The following is a 20,884-nucleotide window of genomic DNA, read 5'->3' as shown; positions in this document are numbered from 1 at the left end:
CCGGCTGCTACTTCTCCTGGTGCCCCAGGTCCTTCACCGGCGCCGACGCCGCGTTCTGCTTGACGGACTCGATGCCCTTCTCGCAGGCCGCCCTGCTGTTGTACGACTCGCCTACGGCGATGATCTCGCCGTTGCCCGCCTTCAGCCGGTACCGGTACTTGCCGCTCTTGTCCTCGTACATCTCGAACTTGCCCGCCATGGCACCTCACCTCTCGGATTGCTGCCCCCTGCCGGGAATTCAAGCCCGGCACCGCGGCGCGCGCAGCCCGGGTGGGCCCGGCGAGTGACCCGTCGAGCGACCCGGCCGCCCGGCGGGGGCGGCCGCGGCGGCGCCCGTCAGCCCCGGTAGGCCGTGATGTCCTTGATCACCGAGAAGCCCATGCCGTACGCGCTCATGCCCCGGCCGTACGCCCCGATGTGGACCCCCTCCGCCGAGCCGGCGAGCACCCAGCCGTACTCCGACTCGCGGTAGCGGAAGTCCGTCGGCACGCCGTCCACGGGCAGCGACAGCGTCGACCACGCGGAGTCGTCCAGGTGGTCCGCCAGCTCCCAGGCGAGGGCCGTCTGCTGGTCGAGCCAGTCCTGCCGCAGGGCGCGCTCCATCTGCGCGGGCCACGTGCACGACAGCAGCCCCGAGCCGGCCAGCCAGGCCGCCGAGGAGACCGAGGTGGCCTCCAGGACGCCCGTGCCGTCGGCGCTGCGCCGGCCGGGGCGGCTGGCCACGGTCACGACGACCGTGAAGCGCTGCTTGGCGGCGTGCGGATCGGCCCGCTCGATGCGCAGCGTCGGCTCCTCGCCGTGGCCCGTCGCACCGTGCTCCACGGTCCCGTCGGCGGCGGCGCCGACCTGCATCAGCCAGCGCGGCCCGGTGTAGGCCTCGTCCAGGCCGTACCAGGGGAAGGAGGCGAGCAGATAGCCGTCGACCGCCCGCCGGGTGCCGAGCCCGCCCTCCGTGTCCCTGGCCGCGGCGTCCACGGCGGACGCGTCGGCCGTGCCGGACGTGCCGGCTCCTTGAGCCCCAACCCGACTCGTCGTCTCCATCTGCGCGGCGCCTCCTCGTTGCCCGGTGTCCTGGGCGAGCCCGCCCCCCTAGGACGACTTCACCCCAAACAAAGGGAGGATAGCCACCCCCGTCAATGGCGCAGGGGATGCGCGGTACTCAGGTGGCGTCGGAGTCGAACGGAGGGCGCTCCCCCGGCTCGGGCTTCCCGGGCTTCTTGAGCAGGTCCGGGCGGGCGGGCGAGCCGCCGTTCGAGGAGGACGGGGCGGAGCCGGGGGCCGCGGCGTCGCCCGTACGGCCGTGCACGGCGTCGGCGACGTCGGTCATCTCCGCCTTGAGGTCGAAGCCGTTGCGGATCTCCTTCAGGCCGAGCTCGTCCTTGTCCAGCACGTGCTTGCGGACGAAGGTCTTCGGGTTGAGGTCCTCGAACTCGAAGTCCTTGAACTCGGGGCCCAGCTCGGAACGGATGTCCTCCTTGGCGCTCTCGGAGAACTGACGGATCTTGCGCAGCGTGCGCGACACGTCCTGGATCATCTTCGGCAGCTTGTCCGGTCCGAAGATGAGCACAGCGAGCACCACGAGCGCGACCAGCTCGAGGGGTCCTATGTCGAGCACGTTGAAGCTCCTTGATGCGTCAATGGCCGACGGTCCAGGCCACCTATCACGGTACCTGGCCCGGCGCGGCCTGAGGGAGACACCTGGGCCAACATCAGGCCAAAGGCGACGTCAGGGCGGGGCGGAGCCCCGGGAGGCTCAGCGGGCGCTCGCGGAACCGAGGGTCAGGTCGACCGACCGGTCCGTGCCGTCCCGCTCCACGGTCAGGGTGAGGTGGTCGCCCGGGCGGTGGCTGCGGATCTTGACGATGAGCTCCTGGCCGCTGTGCACGGCCACGCCGTCGACCTTCTTGATCACGTCGTGCGGGCGGAGGCCCGCCTTGTCGCCGGGGCCGCCGGGGGTGACCGCCGGGTTGTCGCCGTTCTTCGTGTTCACCCGCGCCCCGTCGCCCGAGTACTCCATGTCCAGGGTGACGCCGATGACCGGGTGGGTGGCCTTGCCGGTGTTGATGAGCTCCTCGGCGACCCGCTTGGCCTGGTTGATCGGTATGGCGAAGCCCAGGCCGATGCTGCCGCCCTGGCCGCCGCCGAGGTCGCCGCTGTCGCCCGCGGACCGGATCGCGCTGTTGATGCCGATGACCCGGGCCTCCGAGTCCACCAGCGGGCCGCCCGAATTGCCCGGGTTGATGGGGGCGTCGGTCTGGAGGGCGTCCACGTAGCTGACGTCGCTGCCGTCGCCCTTACGGCCGCCCGCCGTGATCGGGCGCTCCTTGGCGCTGATGATGCCCGTCGTGACCGTGCCCGCGAGGTCGTACGGGGCGCCGATCGCGATCACCGAGTCCCCGACGCGCACGGAGTCGGAGTTGCCGAGGGCGAGCGGAGTCAGCCCGGACACGCCCGAGACCTTGATCACCGCAAGGTCGTAGCTGCTGTCCCGGCCGACGACGGCCGCCTTCGCGGTCTGGCCGCTGCTGAACGTCACCGATATGTCGCCGGCGGACCCTGCGGGCTCCACGACGTGGTTGTTGGTGAGGATCCGGCCGTCCTTGTCGAGGACGAAGCCGGTGCCGGTGCCCTGGTCGCTGCCGCCGCGGACGTGGATCGTCACCACGCCCGGCAGGGTGCGGGCCGCGATGCCGGCGATGCTGCCCGGCGCGCGGGCCGAGCGGTCGGCGCCGGCCTGGGGCAGCTCCACGTGGTGCCCGATGCCGCCGTCCCGCTCCAGGAACGCGCCGACTCCGCCGCCGATGCCGCCGGCGACGAGCGCCACGAGCAGGGCTCCGGCGACGAGGCGCCCGCGTCGCGAGCCGGCCTGCCCGGACGGGGCGACCGGCCCTGCCGGGGCGGCCCCCCAGGGGTCGTACCGCCAGGGCCCGCCGACGGGCGGGTAGGGCGGCGGGGGCATGGGCGTGCCGTGCGCGGGCGTCATGCCCGCTGGGGGCACGGGGGTGCCGTGCGCGGGCGTCGTGCCCGCTGGGGGCACGGGGGTGCCGTGCGCGGGCGTCATGCCCGCGGGAGGAACAGCGGTGCCGTGCGGCGGGGTGACGGGAGGTGCGGGCGTGCCGTGCGGGGGCGTCATGCCCACGGGCGGTACGGGCGGCAGCACGGTCCCCTGCGGCGGCGTGACCGGCCGCTGCACGGGCGGCGCGGGAGCCCACGGCCCGGGCTGCCCGTAGGGGGGCGTGCCGTAGGGATCGGGGACGTGACGCGGGGCGTGACCGTGGCCGGGCTTCCCGGCCACGGGCTCCTGGCCGTACGCCGGCGGTGGGCCCGGCTCCGCCTCGGGCGGGGTCGCCGGGGCCGGGCCGGGGGTCCCGGCCGCGTCCGCCACGGGCGGGGCCGGGTCCAGGAACTGCGGGTCCTCGTGCCGGCCCGCGGCAGCGGAACGCGGGCGGCTCCACCACTGCGGCCTGGGCGCGGCGCCCCGCGGCTTCCCCTCGTCCATCTTCTCCCCACCGTTCGCCGGAGGGCGCACGGCATCGCCGGAGGATGCGCGGCCCACTGGAATTCAACCAGGTCTGCGCGGGCGTGCGCAGGGGGCCCGCGCGGAGATCAGCGCCGGGCGATGTCCGCCGCGGGCGGAGCCGGCGCGGAGTGGCCCGTCCGTATCAGCGGGGGCAGCGGGGGCGCGGCGGAGGGCCGCAGCAGGGAGACCTCCCGCACCGGCACGGCGCCGGACGAGCCGGACCCTGCCGGGCCGCCCTGGGAGGAGGCGGTACGGGTCAGCCGCCGGCGCTCCTCGCGGGCACCGGCGGACGGCGCCGAGAGCGGGGTGGTCGCCGTGCGCGGGTTCTCCGCGCGCGGGCCCTGCGGCCCGGTGACCGAGGTCAGCGGCGAGGCGCCGCCGAGGGCGAACGCGGCGAGCGAGACGGCCCCGGCCGCGGCGAAGGCGATCCGCCGCCCCCGTATGCCGCCGCGGGGCGGCTCGGGCATCTCGTGGATCCGGAAGCCGCCCTCGCGGGGACGGGCGCCGGGCCGGACACCGCCGGGGAGCAGCCCGAGGGGCGCCAGGGCCTCAGCCCTGGCGGCGGGGCCGGCTTTTCCCGGACCTCCGGCGTCCTCGCGGCCCTCCGGGCCGTCGCGGTCGGCTCCGAGGGGGGCGTGGGGATCGCCCCCGGCCAGGCCCTGGAGCTTGGCCAGGAAGCCCTCGGAGAGCGGCGGGGGCGCCGCGGAGGCGAACACACTTTTGAGCCGGCGCTGAGCGTCGGCTTCCGCTTTGCAGTTCCAGCACGTGGCGAGGTGCGCGAGCACCCGCTCCCGAGAGTCGTGTCCCAACTCCCCGTCGACCAGGGCCGCGAGGCGGTCGCCGAGATGGTGCTCGGCGGGGGACTGACCGCCTGAACCGGTCACGCGATCCCGACCTCCCCACTCAGCGGAGCGCCGGCGGCCACACCCGCCACGGCGCGCTGCTCGGCCCGGGCGGCGGGCGAGCGGTGCTGGAGCGCCTTGCGCAGGTGGGAGCGGCCGCGGTGGATGCGGCTGCGGACCGTGCCGAGCTTCACGCCGAGCGTCGCGGCGATCTCCTCGTACGAGAGTCCTTCGATGTCGCACAGGACGACGGCGGCGCGGAACTCCGGGGCGAGCGTGTCCAGCGCCTGCTGGACGTCCGCGTCGAAGTGCGTGTCGTTGAAGTGCTGCTGGGGGGAGGGCTCGCGGCTGGGGAGCCGCTCCGCGGCGTCCTCGCCGAGCGCGTCGAAGCGGATGCGCTGGCGTCGCCGGACCATGTCCAGGAAGAGATTGGTGGTGATGCGGTGCAGCCACCCCTCGAACGTGCCGGGGGTGTACGTGGAGAGCGACCGGAAGACCCGGACGAAGACCTCCTGCGTGAGGTCCTCGGCGTCGTGCTGGTTGCCGGTGAGGCGGTAGGCCAGGCGGTAGACGCGGGCACTGTGCGTGCTGACGATCTCCTCCCAGGTGGGAGGCGTCCACGCCTGCGAATCCGCATCGGTGGCGAAGGTCGCGGTCTGTGCGGAGTCGTTGGTGCGCGAACGGTCAGCGGTCTTGGTCACGGATTTCGGCTCGCCGGCGGACCTGCGAAAGCGCTTCAGCACTCCCCGACGGTCGTCGGCCGCAGCCGCACCTCCCCTGTCGGCTCTGGTGGTGTCCAGTAGAGCCACTACCATATCCATCCCGCCCGTTAGCTCCGGATAAGGAATTTTGACCTGCATTTGGCCTTGATCCCCCCGCTCTTCCCGGCATCCCCTCCGTTTGCCCTCCCTCCTCCCCAACGCCCGGTCCCATCTGCGGGTTCCCATGGTCAGCGGATACAGTCACGGTTGCGTCGACTACGGGGACAGGAGAGGGCCATTACCGGCAACCAGCAGACGAGCTGGGCGTTCGCCGATGCGTTCGTCGCCGAGGACGAGGCGCTGCGCTGGGCCCGGGACCGGGCCGTGGAGGCAGGCCTGCGCTCGGTGTCGTCCGGCACCGGCGCGGCGCTGCGCCTGCTCGCCGCGGCCGTGGACGCCAAGGCGGTGGCCGAGATCGGCACGGGCACCGGCGTCTCCGGCATCCACCTCCTGCACGGCATGCGGCCCGACGGCGTGCTCACCACGGTGGACGCGGACCCCGAGTGCCAGCAGTTCGCCCGGCAGGCGTTCCGCGCCGCGGGCTTCGCGGGCAACCGTGCGCGCTTCATCCCCGGCCGCGCCCTGGAGGTGCTGCCGCGCCTGGCGGACGGCGGATACGACCTGGTGTTCTGCGACGGCGACCGGCTGGAGTGCCTGGACTACCTAGCCGAATCGTTGCGCCTGCTGCGGCCGGGCGGCCTCGTCTGCTTCGAGGGCGTCTTCGCCGACGGCCGCACGGTGGACTCCGCGGCCCAGCCCGCCGAGGTGCAGCGGCTGCGCGAGCTGCTGCGGGCCGTACGGGAGTCTCAGGTGCTGGTGCCGTCGCTGCTGCCGGTGGGCGACGGCCTGCTGTGCGCGGCGCGGCGCGGCTGAGGCCGCGGGAGCGCGTCGTGCGGGGCGGCCGCCGGCCCGGGCTCCCCGGGCAGGCCCCGCCTCCGCCGCCCGCCCCCGTCCCTGTCCCCGGACGCACCACTGCCCCGGCAGCCGGTGCGGACCGGCTGCCGGGGCAGCGTAAGAATGGTGGTTCGGCGTGTGTGTCAGCCGACAACCTTCTTCAGGGCGTCTCCGAGGGCCTCGGCCTCATCCGGGGTCAGCTCGACGACGAGCCGACCGCCGCCTTCGAGCGGAACCCGCATGACGATGCCCCGCCCCTCCTTGGTCACCTCGAGCGGGCCATCGCCCGTCCGCGGCTTCATGGCCGCCATGCTCGTTCCCCTTCCTGAAACCAGCTCATCGTCAGCCGACGGCCCCACGACAGGCCCGCGTCACCGGCATCGAACACATTGCTTCCAGGCCATTATCTCGCATCGCGTGACCCAATGAACAACATCGGTCCGTATCCCTTCGGCAACGCGATCGCGCAAAACCACTCAATTCGGCGATCGGACTGCGATACTGCGCCGCCCCGGCCATGAATCCATGGCCGGATTCTTTGACGCAGGTCACATATCGGCGGCCGGTGATCTCCGGCATGCTGAGCCCTGAACGCCGCCCGCAGGGCTTGCGACGAGGGAGGGAACGCACCATGGCCGACTCCGTGCTCTACGAGGTGACGGACGGACTCGCGACGATCACGCTGAACCGTCCCGATGCGATGAACGCGCTCAACACCGACACGAAGGCGGCCCTGCGCGACTCCTTGCAGCGTGCGGCCGCGGACCCGGCCGTACGGGCGGTGCTGCTGACCGGCACGGGGCGCGCCTTCTGCGTCGGGCAGGACCTCAAGGAACACGTCGAATCGCTCGCCGCCGACCGGGAGCACGGCACGCGGCGGACGATGACGACGGTCAAGGAGCACTACAACCCCATCGTCACGGCCATCGCCGGCATGGCGAAGCCGGTGGTCGCGGGCGTGAACGGAGTCGCCGCCGGCGCGGGAGCGGGCTTCGCCTTCGCCGCCGACTACCGCGTCGTCGCCGACAGCGCCTCCTTCAACACCTCCTTCGCGGGCGTCGCCCTGACCGCCGACTCGGGCGTCTCCTGGACGCTGCCGCGCCTCGTCGGCCACAGCCGCGCCTCCGACCTGCTGCTCTTCCCGCGCAGCGTGCCGGCCCAGGAGGCGTACGAGCTGGGCATCGCCAACAAGGTCGTCCCGGCGGCGGAGCTGGCGGCCGAGGCGGAAGCCGTCGCCCGGCGGCTGGCGGACGGGCCGACCGCGGCCTACGCGGCGATCAAGGAGTCCCTCGCCTACGGGGCGGGGCGGCCGCTGGCCGACGCCCTTGCCAAGGAGGACGAGCTCCAGTCCCGTGCGGGGGCGTCGGAGGATCACGCCATCGCGGTGGACGCGTTCCTGAAGAAGGAGAAGCCGAAGTTCGTGGGGCGCTGACCCGTACGGGAGGGCCGGGCCCGGCCCGGCGCCCCCCTCGGGCCCGGGCTCAGCGGGCGTGGCAGCCCTTCAAGTGGTCGTTCACCAGCCCGCACGCCTGCATCAGTGCGTACGCCGTCGTCGGCCCGATGAAGCGGAAGCCGCGCTTCTTGAGGTCCTTGGCCAGGGCCGTCGACTCCGGTGTCGTCGCCGGGACGTCCGCGGCCGAGCGCGGCGCGGCCGCGGCCCGCGCCGGGGCGTAGGACCAGATCAGGGCGTCCAGCTCGCCGGGCGCCCACTCCGCCGCCACCCGTGCGTTGGCGATCGCGGCCGTGATCTTCGCGCGGTTGCGGATGATGCCGGTGTCGCCCAGCAGCCGCTCGGCGTCCTCGTCGGTGAAGGCCGCCACCTTGGCGATGGAGAAACCGGCGAAGGCGGACCGGAAACCCTCGCGGCGGCGCAGGATCGTCAGCCAGGACAGTCCTGACTGGAAGGCCTCCAGGCATATCCGCTCGTAGAGGGCGTCGTCGCCGTGCACGGGGCGGCCCCACTCGGTGTCGTGGTAGACGCGGTAGTCCGCCATGGACTCCGCTTCCAGGCCCCACGGGCAGCGTGGGAGGCCGTCCGGGCCGGTGATCAGGGCGCCGCTCATTTCTTCTTCTCCCCCTCGTCGTCGCCGTCACCGCTGACGGTCCTGCCCGCGGCCTGGGCGCCGCCGCCCATGGCCGCGGCCTGCGCCCCGGCCAGCGCCGCCTCCAGCTCCGCGATGCGGGCGTCGCGCTCGGCGAGCTCGGCGCCGAGCCGGTCCAGCGCCTCGTCCGTCTCGGCCATGCGATAGCCGCGCAGGGCGACCGGAAGGCGCAGGGTGTCGACGTCGGCGCGGGCCATGGGGCGGTCGGCGGGGAGCGGCCAGACGGTCCGGTCGGCGGCGGCCTCGGGCAGCGCCGCGCCGCTCCCGCCGCCGGCGACGAACAGCGCGACCGCGGCGACCACCACGACCAGCGCGATGAGCAGGAACCAGAACACGACCATCTCCCCGGGAACACGGACTGCGATTCCGTCCACCCCGATCGTGCCATGCCGCACTGACAGTTAAGGTCGCTGGCGGACCACCGAGAGGGAGTAGGAACATGCTGCGGCTGGGACGACGCGAGTTCGATGCGCACGAGCCGGTGATCATGGCGATCGTCAACCGGACGCCGGACTCCTTCTACGACCAGGGTGCGACGTTCGGCGACGAGCCCGCGCTGGCCAGGGTGGAGCAGGCCGTCGCCGAGGGCGCCGCCATCGTCGACATCGGCGGGGTGAAGGCCGGGCCGGGCGAGGAAGTGACCGCCGAGGAGGAGGCACGGCGCACGGTCGGCTTCGTGGCCGAGGTCCGCCGGCGCCACCCGGACGTGGTGATCAGCGTCGACACCTGGCGGCACGACGTGGGCGAGGCGGTGTGCGAGGCGGGCGCCGACGTGCTCAACGACGCGTGGGGCGGGGTGGACCCCAAGCTGGCGGAGGTCGCGGCCCGTTACGGCGCGGGCCTGGTGTGCACGCACGCGGGCGGCGCGGAGCCGCGCACGCGCCCCCACCGGGTGGAGTACGAGGACGTGATGGCGGACGTCCTGCGGGTCACGCTGGGGCTCGCGGAGCGCGCGGTGGCGCTGGGCGTCCGGCGCGACGGCATCATGATCGACCCGGGGCACGACTTCGGGAAGAACACCCGGCACTCGCTGGAGGCGACCCGGCGGCTCGGCGAGATGGCGGAGACGGGGTGGCCGGTGCTGGTCTCGCTGTCGAACAAGGACTTCGTCGGCGAGACGCTGGACAAGCCGGTGAAGGAGCGCGTGCTGGGCACGCTCGCGACGACGGCCGTCTCGGCGTGGCTGGGCGCGCAGGTCTACCGCGTCCACGAGGTCGCGGAAACGAAGCAGGTGCTGGACATGGTGGCGTCCATCGCGGGCCACCGGGCACCTGCGGTGGCTCGGCGGGGGCTCGCCTAGCCGCAACCCACGCCCCGGCTCGGCGCGGTCCGGCCTGAGAGCCGCGGCAGGCCCGGCACCACCGGACCGCCTCATCGTGGTCGCGCGCCGCTGCGGCGGAAGGAGGATGCCCGCCGCAACGGCCGACGCGCCACCGTGGCGAAGGTCCGCCGGAGGCGGTGGGTTACATCCCCGCTTCCTTCGTCACCAGCCGCACCGCCTCTTCCACGTCGTCCGTGACGTGGAAGAGGTGCAGGTCGTGCGGGCCGGCCTTGCCCTCGGCGATGATGGTGTCGCGGAACCAGTCGACCAGGCCGCTCCAGTAGGCGGAGCCGAAGAGCACGATCGGGAAGCGCGTGACCTTCTTGGTCTGGACGAGGGTGAGGGCCTCGAACAGCTCGTCCAGCGTGCCGAGTCCGCCCGGCAGGACGACGAACCCGCTCGCGTACTTCACGAACATCGTCTTGCGCACGAAGAAGTAGCGGAAGTCGACGCCCAGGTTGACGTACGGGTTGAGCCCCTGCTCGAAGGGCAGTTCGATGCCGAGGCCGACGGAGACGCCGCCGGCCTCCGTCGCGCCCTTGTTGGCGGCCTCCATCGCGCCGGGCCCGCCGCCCGTGATGACCGCGAAGCCCGACTCGACGAGCCCGCGCCCGATCGCGATGCCGGCCTCGTACTCCGGCGAGTTCCGCGGCGTGCGGGCGGAGCCGAAGACGCTGATGGCGGGTGGCAGTTCGGCCAGGGCCCCGAAGCCCTCGACGAACTCGGACTGGATGCGCATCACCCGGAAGGGGTCCTCGTGGACCCAGTCCGCGGCCCCCCTGGTGTCCAGCAGGTGCTGGTCCGTGGTGCCCGCCTGCATCTGGCCGTACCGGCGTACCACCGGCCCCCGGCGCTGCTCCCGCTGCGCGCGCGATCCTTCGGGATGTGCCATGCCGTGCTCCCTCCGCTGCAGATCGTTGCTGTTCAGCGTAGGCCCACGCACCCGGCCTCCCGGCGGGTCACCGGAAGATCGACGGAAGGTCAGCCGGCCAGCCAGGCCCGCAGCCGCTCCTCGCAGTCGTTGATCAGCGAGGCCCGGACGCGTTCGTCCCGCTTGTGCGCGAGGGTCGGGTCGCCGGGGCCGTAGTTGACGGCCGGCACCCCGAGCGCGCTGAAGCGGGAGACGTCGGTCCAGCCGAACTTGGGCTTGGGCGTGCCCCCGACGGCCTCGATGAACGCGGCCGCCGCGGGGTGGGACAGCCCCGGCAGCGCGCCGGGCGACTCGTCGTCCACGACGAGCTCGGCGACGCCGCAGTCCGCGAAGACCTCGCGCACGTGCTCCAGGGCCTGCGCGGGGCTGCGGTCGGGCGCGTAGCGGAAGTTGACGGTGACGGTGCACGCGTCGGGGATGACGTTGCCGGCGACGCCGCCCTCGACGCGGACGGCGTTGAGGCCCTCCCGGTACTCCAGGCCGTCGATGACGCGGCGGCGCGGCTCGTACGCCGCGAGCCGGGCCAGGATGGGCGCGGCGGCGTGGATGGCGTTGCTGCCCATCCAGCTGCGCGCGGAGTGGGCGCGCTCGCCGGTGGTGTGCAGGTGCACCCGGAGGGTGCCCTGGCAGCCGCCCTCGACCTGGGCGTCGGAGGGCTCCAGGAGGACGGCGAAGTCGGCGGTGAGCCACTCCGGGTGGGCGTCGGCGATGTGCCCGAGGCCGTTGAGGTGGGCGGCGACCTCTTCGTTGTCGTAGAAGACGAGGGTCAGGTCGCGGTTGGGGTCGGGCACGGTGGCCGCGATGCGCAGCTGGACGGCGACGCCGGACTTCATGTCGCTGGTGCCGCAGCCCCACAGGAAGCCGTCCTCGTCCAGCCGGGAGGGGACGTTGCCGGCGATGGGGACGGTGTCGATGTGGCCGGCGAGCACGACGCGCTCGGAGCGGCCCAGGTTCGTGCGGGCCACGACGTTGTTGCCGTGGCGGTCCACCGTCAGGTGCGGCAGCGCGCGCAGGGCGTTCTCGATGGCGTCGGCCAGCGGCTTCTCGCTCCCGCTGACCGACGGGAAGTCCACGAGCTGGGCGGTCAGGGCGGCGGCGTCGAGGGACAGGTCGAGTGCGGCGTCATCCATGCGGCGACTCTAGCCCGGCCGGTGCGGGCGGGGCCGGGCAGGAGGGCGGGACCAGGGCGCCGTCCGCACTCTCCAGTAACGTGGGCCGCATGTCCCGGATCTTCGTCACCCGGCGTGGCCGCATGTTGCGCATCGTGGCCGCCTGTGCGGTGCTGCTCGCGCTGATCGGTTACGGGATCGCCCAGCTGGTGACGGGCGGCCCGGGGGCGCCGCGCTGCACGGTGCGCGCGGACGGCGCGTCGTACACCCTCTCGCCCGAGCAGGCGGTGAACGCGGCGACGATCTCGGCCGTGGGGGCCGAGCGCGGGCTGCCGGAGCGAGCGGTGACGATCGCCCTGGCCACGGCCATGCAGGAGTCGGGGCTGCGCAACATCCACCACGGCGACCGGGATTCGCTCGGGCTGTTCCAGCAGCGGCCGACGCAGGGCTGGGGCAGCGCGCAGCAGATCACCGACCCCGTGTACGCGGCGGGGAAGTTCTACGATCACCTGGTGGAGGTGCCGGGCTATTCGCGGCTGCCGCTGACGGTCGCCGCGCAGAAGGTGCAGCGCAGCGGCTTCCCGCAGGCGTACGCCAAGCACGAGCCGGACGCGTCGCTGCTGTCGTCCGCGCTGACGGGCCGGGAGGCCGCGGCGTTCACCTGCACGACGAGCCCGAGCGACGGCAAGAAGGGCGACGTCTCGGCGGTGCGGGCCAAGCTGCGCCGGGAGTTCGGCGGGTCGGCGGTCCCGGGTGCGGACACGCTCGCGGCCGGCACCGGTGCCGGTGCGGGCGCGGCCGGGGGTGCCGCGGCGCGGACGCTGACGGTGCCCGTGCCGGACAAGGCGCCCGGTCCGGGCGAGCCGGCCGAGGGCGGCCGGGAGCGGCGCGGCTGGCAGCTGGCGTCGTGGGCGGTGGCGCACGCGAGCGAGCTGCGGATCGAGCGGGTGTCCTTCGGCGGCCGGGTGTGGACGGCGGCGGATTCCCGGGACGGCTGGCGCGAGGACAGGGGCGCCAAGGGCGCCGGGGGCTCCGGGGGATCGGCCGGGCCGGGGAATTCGGCGGGGAGCTCCTCGCCCGAGGTACGGATCACGACCGCCCCGTAGACGCTCAGGAGTACGAGCGGACCCCCCGGCGGGGGTATGCACAACAGCCCCGCGCGATTGCCGGGCACCGCCTGCCCCAGGCGTCCGGCTTTCTCGGAAATTCCTTGTGACTAAAGGCTTGTAAGCCTTCCCGACGGGCATACTGCACGCCCGTTTTGCCCCGCTATTAGGGGGACAGATAATGCGACGCATTACCAACTCTTTACCGTGGCGCACCGCAACCTTCAGCGGATTCACGCGGTAGTCACTGCGTCCGCTCGCCGGACAGCCAACGTCCTCAACTCCGCTAAAGGAGCATCATGTCCCTCCCCCTGACGCGTCGGATCGCCCGGGCCGCCCTGCTGGTAGCTGCCGGTGCGGCACCCGTCATCGGCGCGGCCGGAGCGGCGAGCGCCGCCCCGCAGGCTCCCGACCTGACGAGCGGCCTGACCGCGGTGGACGGCGCGAACCTCGGCACCAACGTGGACGCGGCCGCCCACAAGGCCGGGGACACGGTGACGGGCGTCGGCACCAGCGCCATCAAGACCACCGTCCCCGGTGCGGCCGACGCCACCGGCAAGGCCGCCAAGACCGCCGCCCCCGCCGTCCAGAAGGTCGTCGGCGAGGCCGCGGGCACCACCTCCGGGCTCGCGGGCGAGGCCACCAAGACCGCCGGCGGCCTGAACGCCAAGGGCCTGCCCCTCGGCGGCGGCCAGCTCCCGATCGGCGGCTGACACAGCGCACGCACGCACAGCACGCGAGAGGGCCCGGGAGTTTCTCCCGGGCCCTCTCGCGATGTCTCGCAGGTCGCTTCCCGCGGATCGCTTCCCGCAGGTCGCGGCTATGCCGCCAGACGGCGGACCGCGGCCTCCACCCGCTCGTCGGTCGCCGTGAACGCGATCCGCACGAACTGCTCCCCCGCCTCCCCGTAGAACACCCCGGGCGCCACGAGGATGCCGCGCTCGGCCAGGGCGGCGACGGTGTCCCAGCAGGGCTCGCCCCGCGTGGCCCACAGGTACAGCGACGCCTCGCTGTGCTCGATCCGGAAGCCCGCCGCCTCGAAGGCGGCCCGCAGGGACGCGCGCCGGGCGGCGTAGCGCGCCCGCTGCTCGGTCACGTGCGCCGTGTCCCCCAGGGCCACGGCCGTGGCGGCCTGCACCGGGGCGGAGACCATCATGCCGCTGTGCTTGCGGACCTGGAGCAGCTCGCCCAGGACGGCGGGGTCACCGGCGAGGAAGGCCGCGCGGTAGCCCGCCAGGTTCGAGCGCTTGGAGAGCGAGTGGACGGCGACGATGCCCTCGTACGAGCCGCCGCAGATGTCCGGGTGCAGGACGGAGACCGGCTCGGCCTCCCAGCCCAGCTCCAGGTAGCACTCGTCGCTGAACAGCAGCACCCCGTGCTCCCGGGCCCACGCGACGGTGCGGCGCATCTCGTCCGCGCTCAGGACGCGGCCGGTGGGGTTGGACGGGGAGTTGAGCCAGAGCAGCTTGAGGCCCGTGGGGTCGAGCTCCGTAGGCTCGTCGTAGACGACGGGCTCGGCGCCCGCGAGGCGCGCGCCCACCTCGTACGTCGGGTAGGCCAGCCGCGGGTAGGCGACCTTGTCGCCCGCGCCGAGGCCGAGCTGCGTCGGCAGCCAGGCCACCAGCTCCTTGGAACCGACGATCGGCAGCACGTTCGTGTGCTCCAGGCCGCGGGCGCCCAGCCGGCGCTCCGCCCAGCCCGTCAGCGCGTCGCGCAGCGCGGGCGTGCCCCACACCGTGGGATAGCCGGGGCTGTCGGCCGCGTCGGTGAGCGCCCGCTGGATGAGCGCGGGGACGGGGTCGACGGGGGTGCCGACCGAGAGGTCCACGATGCCGTCGGGGTGGGCGGCCGCTTTCGCCTTGTACGGGGCGAGCCGGTCCCAGGGGAAGACGGGGAGGCGGGAGGAGACTGCGCTCACGGTGTTCGCTCTCTTGCTCTGGGGGTGACCGGAGATACGCCGCGGCCCCGCACGGCTGCGGCCGTACGGGGCCGGGGTGGCCGCTCGGGTCAGTGCTCCGGGTTGATGTCCGCGGGCAGCGCGGCGATGAAGGGGTGGTCGCGCTCGATCAGGCCGAGCTTCGAGGCACCACCGGGCGAGCCGAGCTCGTCGAAGAACTCGACGTTCGCCTTGTAGTAGTCCTTCCACTCCTCGGGAGTGTCGTCCTCGTAGAAGATCGCCTCGACGGGGCAGACCGGCTCACAGGCACCACAGTCGACACATTCGTCCGGGTGGATGTACAAGGACCGGGAACCCTCGTAGATGCAGTCGACGGGGCACTCCTCGATGCACGCCTTGTCCTTCACGTCGACACAAGGCTGCGCGATGACGTAGGTCACGCTGTCGTTCCTCCTCGGTAGGGCTCATCTCGCGCGGGAGCGCGGCGTCGTCGATGCCCACACCTAGTATCTCCGTTCCCGGGCACTTGACGAACAAGAGGGGCGAGGAGAGCTGTGGAATTCACCACGGGCGGACGGCTGGAAATCAGGATCAGTACCGCTGATGTGGGAAAAAGGGTATCCGTACGCCGTCTGAACCCTTCAGGAGGGTCTTCCGCGGGGTCCGCCGAGCGGTTCACGGACACCGTCGGCGTCCTCACCTCCTGGGAGGGCGGCGTGCTGCGGATCACACGACGGACCGGAGAGATTGTCACTTTCGGCGAGGACGCGCTCGTCGCCGGCAAGGTCGTGCCGGCCGTCCCGCCCCGGCGGCGGGGCCCCGCCGCGACCGTGCGCGAGCTCCAGGAGACCGCCGCGCGCGGCTGGCCGGCCCGCGAGACCGCGCGCCTCGGCGACTGGACCCTGCGCGCGGCGGGCGGCTTCACCGCCCGCGCCAACTCGGCCCTGCCGCTCGGCGCTTGCGGGCTGCCGCTGCCGGAGGCCGTGGACCGCGTGACCGCCTGGTACGCCGAGCGCTCCCTGCCCGCGGCGATCCAGGTCACGACCGGCGACCCGGAGCGGGACGCCCTGCTGGACGCGGAGCTCGCCGGGCGCGGCTGGACGGCGGAGCGGCACGCCCTGATGCGGACGGCCGCGCTCGCCCCGATCGCCGACACCGGGGCCCCCACGGAACGCGTGCAGCTGTCACGTACCGCCGACGAGGCGTGGCTGCGCGCGTACGGGCGGACGGGCGCGAGCGCCGAGGACGCCCTGGCCGTGCTGGGCGGGGGGCCGTCGGTGTGGTTCGCGTCGGTGCCGGGCGGGCCGGCCGCGGGCGGGGCCGCCGGCCCGGCCGCCGTGGGCCGGTGCGTGGTCGACGGCCGGTGGGCGGGCTTCTCGGCGGTCGCCGTGCACCCGGACCACCGTCGGCAGGGGCTCGCCACGCAGGTCATGGCGCGCCTCGCGGAGCAGGCCCTGAGCGAGGGGGCCTCGGCGGCGTACCTCCAGGTGGAGACGGATAACGGCGCGGCGTCGGCCCTGTACGACGAGCTGGGCTTCACGACGCACCACGCGTACCACTACCGCCGTGAGGCGCGTCCGTAGTCCGGATGGCGGTGATCACGCATTCCGCCGGACCCGCGCCGTCGTGGTACTTCGCCGTCGCGGCGGGAAGGAGTCCGGCCGCGACGGCACGGGGCAGCGCTCGCGCGCAGCGCACGGGAGAGCGGCCCGGCCTCTCCAACCCGCCGCCACGGCGATCAGCCACGATGGCGAGGGTCCGGCGGAATACCCGGTCAGCGCAACCCGCGCGACCATGGAAGGCAGAAGCGGAGGCACCATGTTCGACACCACCGGCCGGCGGCAGCGGTTCGCGGAGGCCGCGCGCGAGACGCGGCCCGACCTCGCCCTGCTGTGCCTGCTGATCGCCGGAGAGGCCGACCCGGACGCGGGCGAGGAGGCGGTCGACGCCGCGCAGATAGAGCTGGACCGGCTCGCCGGGCTGCTGCCCGCCCTGGGCCGGCAGGCACCCCCGCGGCGGTGGGCGGAGGCGCTGGCGGCCCTCCTCGGCGAGCGCTGCGGCTTCCACGGCTCCCCCGCCGACTACCGGCGGCTGGAGTCCTCGCTGCTCACCGAGGTGCTCCGGCGCCGCCGCGGGCTGCCGATCCTGCTGTCCGTGGTGTGGATGGAGGTCGCGCGGCGGGCGGGCGCGCCGGTGTACGGGGTGGCGCTGCCGGGCCACTTCGTCGTCGGTTTCGGCGAACCCTACGGGCAGCACGTGCTGGCCGACCCCTTCGACGGCGGCCGGACCCTGTCCGAGGAGGAGGCGGGCCTGCTGGTCGCGGGCGCCACGGGCGCCCCGCTCGCCCCGTCGATGTTCTCCCCCGCGGAGCCGCCCGAGATCGTGCTGCGGGTCCTGAACAACATCCGCGCCTGGGCCGCGGCCCGGCCCGAGCGCAGCGACGTCCAGCTGTGGGCCGTCGAGCTGTCGCTGCTGCTGCCCAGCCACCCGGCCAGGCTGCGCTACGAGCGCGCCGAGCTGCTCGTGGAGCGGGGCGACTTCGTGGGCGGCGCGCACGAGATGGAGGAGTACGCGGAGGTCATCGACGCGCTGGAGCCGACGGTCGCGGAGACAGTGCGGCGGCAGGCGCGGGCGGCCCGGGCGATGCTCAACTGACCACCGGCCGGGCCGGCAGGCCCGCCGGGCCCGTCGGCGTCACAGCCAGCCCTTGTCCCTCGCGATGCGGACGGCCTCGGCGCGGTTGCGCGCGCCCGTCTTCTGGATGGCGGTCGAGAGGTAGTTGCGGACGGTGCCGTTGGAGAGGTGCAGCGTCCTGGCCAGCTCCGCGTTGGTCGAGCCGTCGGCGGAGGCGCGCAGCACCACCCGCTCGCGGTCGGTCAGCGGATTGGCGCCCTCGGCGAGGGCGGCCGCCGCGAGCGTCGGATCGATGACGCGCTCGCCGCGGAGCACCCGGCGCAGGGCGTCCGCGAGCTGCGCCGCGGGGGCGTCCTTGACGAGAAAGGCCTCCGCCCCCGACTCCATCGCCCGGCGCAGATAGCCCGGGCGGCCGAAGGTCGTGAGGATCACGACCTTGAGGGAGGGCAGCTCGCGGCGCAGGAGGGCGGCCGCGTCGAGCCCCGTCATCCCGGGCATCTCGATGTCGAGCAGCACCACGTCCAGGTCGTGGGCGCGCGCGGCGTCGAGCACCTCGTCGCCCCGGGCGACCTGGGCGACGACCTCGATGTCCCCCTCCAGCCCGAGCAGCGCCGCCAGCGCCTCCCGGACCATGGACTGGTCCTCCGCGAGAAGGACTCTGATGACGCGTCGGCCCGCGCTGTCCGCCGGGTGGTGCTGGTCTGTCACAGCGACAGGGTAGGGCGCTCCGGGGCCGGGGTGCGGGAGAGGGGGACGAATGCGCGCAAGCGGAACCCGCAGCGCGGGCCCGGGCCGGTTTCCAGGTGGCCGGCGGCCAGGGCGAGGCGCTCGGCGAGGCCCGTGAGGCCGTTGCCGTGGGTGCCCTGGGGGCCGCGGCCGTCGTCGCTGACGGTCAGGCAGAGCTCGTCGCCCTCCTCGGTCAGCTCGATCTCGCAGCGGCGTGCACCGCTGTGCCGCACCGCGTTGGTCACGGCTTCCCGGAGCGCCCAGGCCAGCGCGCCCTCTTCGTCGGGCGCGAGGTCGGGGTGGCCGGGGGCGGCGCGGGAGACGTCGGCGGCGATGCCGGCGGCCGCCAGGGCGGTGCGGGCGCCGGCGAGCTCGGCCTCCAGGGTGGGGCGGCGGAAGCCGCTCACCGCTTCCCGGACGTCCACCAGGGCCTGGCGGCTGACCCGTTCGATGTCGGCGACCTGCTGGGCCGCCTGTTCGGGCTTGCCGGGGAGCATCCGCCCGGCGAGCTCGCTCTTGAGCGTGATGAGCGACAGGGAGTGCCCGAGGAGGTCGTGGAGGTCGCGGGCGAGGCGCAGCCGCTCCTCGTTGGCGGCGAGGTGGGCGACCGTGGCGCGGGCCTCGCGCAGCGCACGGGTCGTCAGGGCCATCTGCCGCACCCCGTTCATCGCGAAGCCGCCGAGCAGCGCCGGGATGACGAGGGCGGCAAGGTATTCGGGGGCGCCGGGCGTCATCGCGCCGAGTCCCGCCAGTACCCCCGTGACCAGCGGAATCACAACGCGGGACAGCTTCGCCGGAAGGACCGCGCCGGAAGCGACGCAGACGTAGACGAAGAGGACGAGCCAGGCGCCCCCGAGTGTGAGGGTGAGCGCGGTCGCGAGCGCGATCAGCGCGGCGAGCGCGGCGAGCACGCGGTCGCGCTCCAGGGGCCGGGACGTGTGCCGGAAGACCAGGGCGAGGTAGGCGACGACGAAGGCCACGAGGCCCGCGCCGCCGATGACGTCGCCGGTCAGGGCGTGGTGGTCCCCGAGGACGTCCTCGACGGGAGCCGCCATGTAGGCGAACCAGATGGAGATCCAGATGAGCTTGATGGTCACCTGGCGGCGGTTCTCGGGCTCCGTGCCGATGCCGATGGTGTACGACGGATCGTCCTGGACCTGCATGGCGGCCCGCCATGGGTTCCAGCGCCGCGGTCCTCCGGCCATGTCCTTCGCCCTGCCCTGTCTTCCGTTGCCGTCCCGTACCGCACCTGCGGCCGTCGCCGGCCGCCGGCCCGTCAGCCCTTGCGGGTGTCCTTGCGGTACAGCCAGGCTGCCATGCCGGCGAACAGCACGAGGTAGACGACGAGGAGCGCCACCTGCTTCAGCTCGGGGGCATGGGCCTGCTCTATCGAGCGGCCGAGGCCGGCGTAAGCATAGGTGGGCGTCCACTCCGCGACCTTCTGGAGCCAGTGCGGGAACGTCGTGGTGGGCATCCACAGGCCGCCCAGCATCGACAGGCCGAAGTAGATGATCATCGTGATGGGGCGGACGGCGTCGCCCGTGGCGAGGTAGCCGACGGCCACGCCGAGCGCGGCGAAGACGATGCTGCCCGCCCAGATCGCGCCGACCAGCGCGAGCCACTGCCAGGCGGCGTCCATCCGGACGTCCTTGACGGCGGCGGCGAGCACGAAGACCACGAGGATCGAGGGGAGCGAGACCACGGCGGCGGAGGCGACCTTGGCGGTCACGTAGCCCCGGCCGGGCAGGGCGGTGAGGCGCAGCTGGCGGACCCAGCCCTTCTCGCGCTCCTTGGCGATCTTCTCGCTGTTGCCGACGAGGACGGCGGTGATGGCGCCGAAGGAGGCCATGGAGACCATCATCAGCAGCGGCAGGGTCAGCCCGGTGTCACCGACGATCTCGGTGTTGCTCGCGCCGCCCGCGATCATCAGGTACAGACCGGCGGGGTAGAGCACCGAGAAGAACATGAACTTCTTGTTGCGCAGGGTGCGCGCGATTTCGAGCTTGATCAGGGTGTTCATGCGGCCGCCTCCTCGGCGGTGGCAGCGTCGGTGATGGCGATGAAGGCCTGCTCCAGGCCGAGGCCCGCGACCTCCAGGTTGCGCGGGTAGAGACCGAGGCCGTAGAGGGCGTGGACGGTCGCGTCGGCGTCGTGCGACTGGATGCGCACGGTGCGGCCGGAGATCTCCAGGGAGGACAGGAACGGCAGCTCGCGCAGGGCGGCCTCACCGATGTGCCCGTCCAGGTCGAAGACGATGCGGCGGGCCCCGGCCTTCGCCTTGATCTCGGCGGCCGAACCGTCCGCGAGGACGCGCCCGCGGTGCAGCACGATGACCCGGTCGGCGATGGCGTCGGCCTCTTCGAGGTAGTGCGTGGCGAAGAGGATCGCGCGGCCGTTCTGCGCCTGCTCGCGCATCACGCCCCAGAACGCCTGCCGGGCCGAGACGTCCATGCCGGTCGTGGGCTCGTCCAGCACGATGAGCTCGTTGGCGCCGGCCGTCGCGAGGGCGAACCGCACGCGCTGCTCCTGGCCGCCGGAGAGCTTGCCGACCTTGCGGTCGGCTATCTCGGTCAGATCGGCGGAGGCGAGCACCTGCTCGACGGGGAAGCGGCGCGGGTGCAGATCGCAGCCGAGCTTCACTATCTCGCGGACGGAGACGTCCTCCATGAGGCCGCCGGACTGCAGCATCGCGCCGACCTTGCCCTGGGCGAGGGCCTGCTGCGGGCTGGTGCCGAACAGCTCGACGCGGCCCGCGTCGGGGTTGCGCAGGCCCAGCAGCAGGTCGAGGGTGGACGACTTGCCCGCGCCGTTGGGGCCGAGGAGGGCGACGGTCTCGCCCGGGTACAGCTGAAGGTCGAGATCCGCCACGGCGCGCACCGCACCGAAGCTCTTGCTCACGTTCTCGAAGCTGACCACGGGGGCGCCGGTGCGGCGCCCTTCCCCCGTGTACGTTCCTGTGGTGGTCATGCTGACCATGTTCGCCGGTCGGCGGGGGCCGGCGGCAGTGTCAGGCGTACGGTCCTGACCATGACAGATGTCAT

General features: G+C 73.5%; 24 protein-coding genes. 7 read left to right on the top strand and 17 right to left on the bottom strand.

Annotation, left to right across the window (positions count from 1 at the left end; genetic code table 11):
* Positions 1 to 7 precede the first annotated feature (7 nt).
* The 6 genes from PS271_RS19180 to sigE all read right to left on the bottom strand — a co-directional run bounded on the left by PS271_RS19180 (position 8) and on the right by sigE (position 5,177).
* Positions 8 to 199, bottom strand: a complete 192-nt coding sequence (locus PS271_RS19180; RefSeq protein WP_398383267.1) for a YegP family protein — start codon at positions 197 to 199, stop codon at positions 8 to 10.
* A gap of 137 nt (positions 200 to 336) precedes the next feature.
* Positions 337 to 1,041 (bottom strand): hypothetical protein, encoded by a 705-nt coding sequence (locus PS271_RS19175; protein WP_398383266.1) that lies wholly within the window; start codon positions 1,039 to 1,041, stop codon positions 337 to 339.
* 118 nt (positions 1,042 to 1,159) lie between these two features.
* Complete coding sequence (locus PS271_RS19170; protein ID WP_398383265.1) at positions 1,160 to 1,615, bottom strand: sec-independent translocase; 456 nt, start codon at positions 1,613 to 1,615, stop codon at positions 1,160 to 1,162.
* Positions 1,616 to 1,753: 138 nt separating this feature from the next.
* Positions 1,754 to 3,499 carry a S1C family serine protease gene (locus PS271_RS19165; RefSeq protein ID WP_398383263.1) on the bottom strand — a complete coding sequence of 582 codons (1,746 nt, stop codon included), beginning with the start codon at positions 3,497 to 3,499 and terminating at the stop codon, positions 1,754 to 1,756.
* 107 nt (positions 3,500 to 3,606) lie between these two features.
* Positions 3,607 to 4,404 (bottom strand): zf-HC2 domain-containing protein, encoded by a 798-nt coding sequence (locus tag PS271_RS19160; protein ID WP_398383261.1) that lies wholly within the window; start codon positions 4,402 to 4,404, stop codon positions 3,607 to 3,609.
* Complete coding sequence (sigE, locus tag PS271_RS19155; protein ID WP_398386929.1) at positions 4,401 to 5,177, bottom strand: RNA polymerase sigma factor SigE; 777 nt, start codon at positions 5,175 to 5,177, stop codon at positions 4,401 to 4,403. Before sigE ends, PS271_RS19160 begins: the two co-directional genes overlap by 4 nt.
* Positions 5,178 to 5,330: 153 nt before the next feature.
* Between sigE and PS271_RS19150 the strand changes: the two genes are divergently transcribed.
* Entirely contained in the window at positions 5,331 to 5,996 is a 666-nt protein-coding gene (locus PS271_RS19150) for an O-methyltransferase (protein WP_398383259.1), read from the top strand.
* Positions 5,997 to 6,160: 164 nt separating this feature from the next.
* Here PS271_RS19150 and PS271_RS19145 read toward each other — a convergent pair whose 3' ends face one another.
* On the bottom strand, positions 6,161 to 6,328 hold the full coding sequence (locus PS271_RS19145) for a DUF3117 domain-containing protein (RefSeq protein WP_009997451.1): 168 nt from the start codon (positions 6,326 to 6,328) through the stop codon (positions 6,161 to 6,163).
* A gap of 320 nt (positions 6,329 to 6,648) precedes the next feature.
* Between PS271_RS19145 and chcB the strand changes: the two genes are divergently transcribed.
* Positions 6,649 to 7,449, top strand: a complete 801-nt coding sequence (chcB, locus tag PS271_RS19140; protein ID WP_398383257.1) for a 2-cyclohexenylcarbonyl CoA isomerase — start codon at positions 6,649 to 6,651, stop codon at positions 7,447 to 7,449.
* A gap of 49 nt (positions 7,450 to 7,498) precedes the next feature.
* Here chcB and PS271_RS19135 read toward each other — a convergent pair whose 3' ends face one another.
* Both PS271_RS19135 and PS271_RS19130 read right to left on the bottom strand, forming a co-directional pair.
* Positions 7,499 to 8,080: a DNA-3-methyladenine glycosylase I gene (locus tag PS271_RS19135; protein WP_398383255.1), complete on the bottom strand. Its 582-nt coding sequence runs from the start codon at positions 8,078 to 8,080 to the stop codon at positions 7,499 to 7,501.
* Positions 8,077 to 8,460: a hypothetical protein gene (locus PS271_RS19130; protein WP_398386927.1), complete on the bottom strand. Its 384-nt coding sequence runs from the start codon at positions 8,458 to 8,460 to the stop codon at positions 8,077 to 8,079. The genes PS271_RS19135 and PS271_RS19130 overlap by 4 nt, the downstream gene beginning before the upstream one ends.
* Before the next feature lie 98 nt (positions 8,461 to 8,558).
* Here PS271_RS19130 and folP point away from each other — a divergent pair, with 98 nt between their 5' ends.
* Positions 8,559 to 9,419 (top strand): dihydropteroate synthase, encoded by an 861-nt coding sequence (gene folP / locus PS271_RS19125; protein WP_398383253.1) that lies wholly within the window; start codon positions 8,559 to 8,561, stop codon positions 9,417 to 9,419.
* 163 nt (positions 9,420 to 9,582) lie between these two features.
* On the opposite strand, the gene PS271_RS19120 is transcribed toward folP, so the two are convergent.
* Together PS271_RS19120 and dapE are read right to left on the bottom strand one after the other, a co-directional pair.
* The gene (locus PS271_RS19120; RefSeq protein ID WP_398383251.1) at positions 9,583 to 10,332 is read right to left on the bottom strand and encodes an LOG family protein; all 750 of its coding nucleotides are present in this window, start codon (positions 10,330 to 10,332) and stop codon (positions 9,583 to 9,585) included.
* Positions 10,333 to 10,421: 89 nt separating this feature from the next.
* Positions 10,422 to 11,501 carry a succinyl-diaminopimelate desuccinylase gene (gene dapE, locus PS271_RS19115; protein ID WP_398383250.1) on the bottom strand — a complete coding sequence of 360 codons (1,080 nt, stop codon included), beginning with the start codon at positions 11,499 to 11,501 and terminating at the stop codon, positions 10,422 to 10,424.
* A gap of 89 nt (positions 11,502 to 11,590) precedes the next feature.
* On the opposite strand from dapE, the gene PS271_RS19110 reads away from it, so the two are divergent.
* Together PS271_RS19110 and PS271_RS19105 are read left to right on the top strand one after the other, a co-directional pair.
* Positions 11,591 to 12,586 carry a VldE C-terminal domain-containing protein gene (locus PS271_RS19110; RefSeq protein ID WP_398383248.1) on the top strand — a complete coding sequence of 332 codons (996 nt, stop codon included), beginning with the start codon at positions 11,591 to 11,593 and terminating at the stop codon, positions 12,584 to 12,586.
* Between the two features lie 299 nt (positions 12,587 to 12,885).
* A complete protein-coding gene (locus PS271_RS19105) occupies positions 12,886 to 13,299 on the top strand; it encodes an ATP-binding protein (protein ID WP_398383246.1) in 414 nt (137 codons plus the stop codon).
* A 107-nt stretch (positions 13,300 to 13,406) separates the two neighbouring features.
* Here the strand turns inward: PS271_RS19105 and dapC are convergent, their stop codons facing one another.
* Positions 13,407 to 14,504 (bottom strand): succinyldiaminopimelate transaminase, encoded by a 1,098-nt coding sequence (dapC, locus tag PS271_RS19100; RefSeq protein ID WP_398383245.1) that lies wholly within the window; start codon positions 14,502 to 14,504, stop codon positions 13,407 to 13,409.
* An 89-nt stretch (positions 14,505 to 14,593) separates the two neighbouring features.
* Positions 14,594 to 14,923 (bottom strand): ferredoxin, encoded by a 330-nt coding sequence (gene fdxA, locus PS271_RS19095; RefSeq protein WP_030366150.1) that lies wholly within the window; start codon positions 14,921 to 14,923, stop codon positions 14,594 to 14,596.
* A 114-nt stretch (positions 14,924 to 15,037) separates the two neighbouring features.
* Between fdxA and PS271_RS19090 the strand changes: the two genes are divergently transcribed.
* Positions 15,038 to 16,066: a GNAT family N-acetyltransferase gene (locus PS271_RS19090; protein WP_398383243.1), complete on the top strand. Its 1,029-nt coding sequence runs from the start codon at positions 15,038 to 15,040 to the stop codon at positions 16,064 to 16,066.
* A gap of 235 nt (positions 16,067 to 16,301) precedes the next feature.
* A complete protein-coding gene (locus PS271_RS19085) occupies positions 16,302 to 17,138 on the top strand; it encodes a transglutaminase family protein (protein WP_398383242.1) in 837 nt (278 codons plus the stop codon).
* A 39-nt stretch (positions 17,139 to 17,177) separates the two neighbouring features.
* Here PS271_RS19085 and PS271_RS19080 read toward each other — a convergent pair whose 3' ends face one another.
* The 4 genes from PS271_RS19080 to PS271_RS19065 form a co-directional block, all read right to left on the bottom strand.
* Positions 17,178 to 17,825 carry a response regulator gene (locus PS271_RS19080; RefSeq protein WP_398383240.1) on the bottom strand — a complete coding sequence of 216 codons (648 nt, stop codon included), beginning with the start codon at positions 17,823 to 17,825 and terminating at the stop codon, positions 17,178 to 17,180.
* Positions 17,822 to 19,006: a sensor histidine kinase gene (locus tag PS271_RS19075; RefSeq protein ID WP_398386926.1), complete on the bottom strand. Its 1,185-nt coding sequence runs from the start codon at positions 19,004 to 19,006 to the stop codon at positions 17,822 to 17,824. The genes PS271_RS19080 and PS271_RS19075 overlap by 4 nt, the downstream gene beginning before the upstream one ends.
* Before the next feature lie 113 nt (positions 19,007 to 19,119).
* Entirely contained in the window at positions 19,120 to 19,863 is a 744-nt protein-coding gene (locus tag PS271_RS19070) for an ABC transporter permease (RefSeq protein ID WP_398383238.1), read from the bottom strand.
* Positions 19,860 to 20,810 carry an ABC transporter ATP-binding protein gene (locus PS271_RS19065; RefSeq protein ID WP_398383237.1) on the bottom strand — a complete coding sequence of 317 codons (951 nt, stop codon included), beginning with the start codon at positions 20,808 to 20,810 and terminating at the stop codon, positions 19,860 to 19,862. The genes PS271_RS19070 and PS271_RS19065 overlap by 4 nt, the downstream gene beginning before the upstream one ends.
* Positions 20,811 to 20,884 lie beyond the last annotated feature (74 nt).

The organism is Streptomyces sp. SCA2-17 (assembly GCF_044336695.1).
This window is presented reverse-complemented; position numbering and strand designations above follow the sequence as displayed.

Bases quoted from the DNA above. Each gene is read 5' to 3' on its own strand.
- PS271_RS19165 (WP_398383263.1), bottom strand. From the start codon at position 3,499: ATGGACGAGGGGAAGCCGCGGGGCGCCGCGCCCAGGCCGCAGTGGTGG.
- sigE (WP_398386929.1), bottom strand. From the start codon at position 5,177: ATGGTAGTGGCTCTACTGGACACCACCAGAGCCGACAGGGGAGGTGCG.
- PS271_RS19065 (WP_398383237.1), bottom strand. From the start codon at position 20,810: ATGACCACCACAGGAACGTACACGGGGGAAGGGCGCCGCACCGGCGCC.
- PS271_RS19120 (WP_398383251.1), bottom strand. From the start codon at position 10,332: ATGGCACATCCCGAAGGATCGCGCGCGCAGCGGGAGCAGCGCCGGGGG.
- PS271_RS19075 (WP_398386926.1), bottom strand. From the start codon at position 19,006: ATGCAGGTCCAGGACGATCCGTCGTACACCATCGGCATCGGCACGGAG.
- chcB (WP_398383257.1), top strand. From the start codon at position 6,649: ATGGCCGACTCCGTGCTCTACGAGGTGACGGACGGACTCGCGACGATC.
- PS271_RS19180 (WP_398383267.1), bottom strand. From the start codon at position 199: ATGGCGGGCAAGTTCGAGATGTACGAGGACAAGAGCGGCAAGTACCGG.
- PS271_RS19145 (WP_009997451.1), bottom strand. From the start codon at position 6,328: ATGGCGGCCATGAAGCCGCGGACGGGCGATGGCCCGCTCGAGGTGACC.
- PS271_RS19110 (WP_398383248.1), top strand. From the start codon at position 11,591: ATGTCCCGGATCTTCGTCACCCGGCGTGGCCGCATGTTGCGCATCGTG.
- PS271_RS19130 (WP_398386927.1), bottom strand. From the start codon at position 8,460: ATGGTCGTGTTCTGGTTCCTGCTCATCGCGCTGGTCGTGGTGGTCGCC.
- PS271_RS19085 (WP_398383242.1), top strand. From the start codon at position 16,302: ATGTTCGACACCACCGGCCGGCGGCAGCGGTTCGCGGAGGCCGCGCGC.
- PS271_RS19070 (WP_398383238.1), bottom strand. From the start codon at position 19,863: ATGAACACCCTGATCAAGCTCGAAATCGCGCGCACCCTGCGCAACAAG.
- PS271_RS19105 (WP_398383246.1), top strand. From the start codon at position 12,886: ATGTCCCTCCCCCTGACGCGTCGGATCGCCCGGGCCGCCCTGCTGGTA.
- PS271_RS19135 (WP_398383255.1), bottom strand. From the start codon at position 8,080: ATGAGCGGCGCCCTGATCACCGGCCCGGACGGCCTCCCACGCTGCCCG.
- folP (WP_398383253.1), top strand. From the start codon at position 8,559: ATGCTGCGGCTGGGACGACGCGAGTTCGATGCGCACGAGCCGGTGATC.
- dapE (WP_398383250.1), bottom strand. From the start codon at position 11,501: ATGGATGACGCCGCACTCGACCTGTCCCTCGACGCCGCCGCCCTGACC.
- PS271_RS19175 (WP_398383266.1), bottom strand. From the start codon at position 1,041: ATGGAGACGACGAGTCGGGTTGGGGCTCAAGGAGCCGGCACGTCCGGC.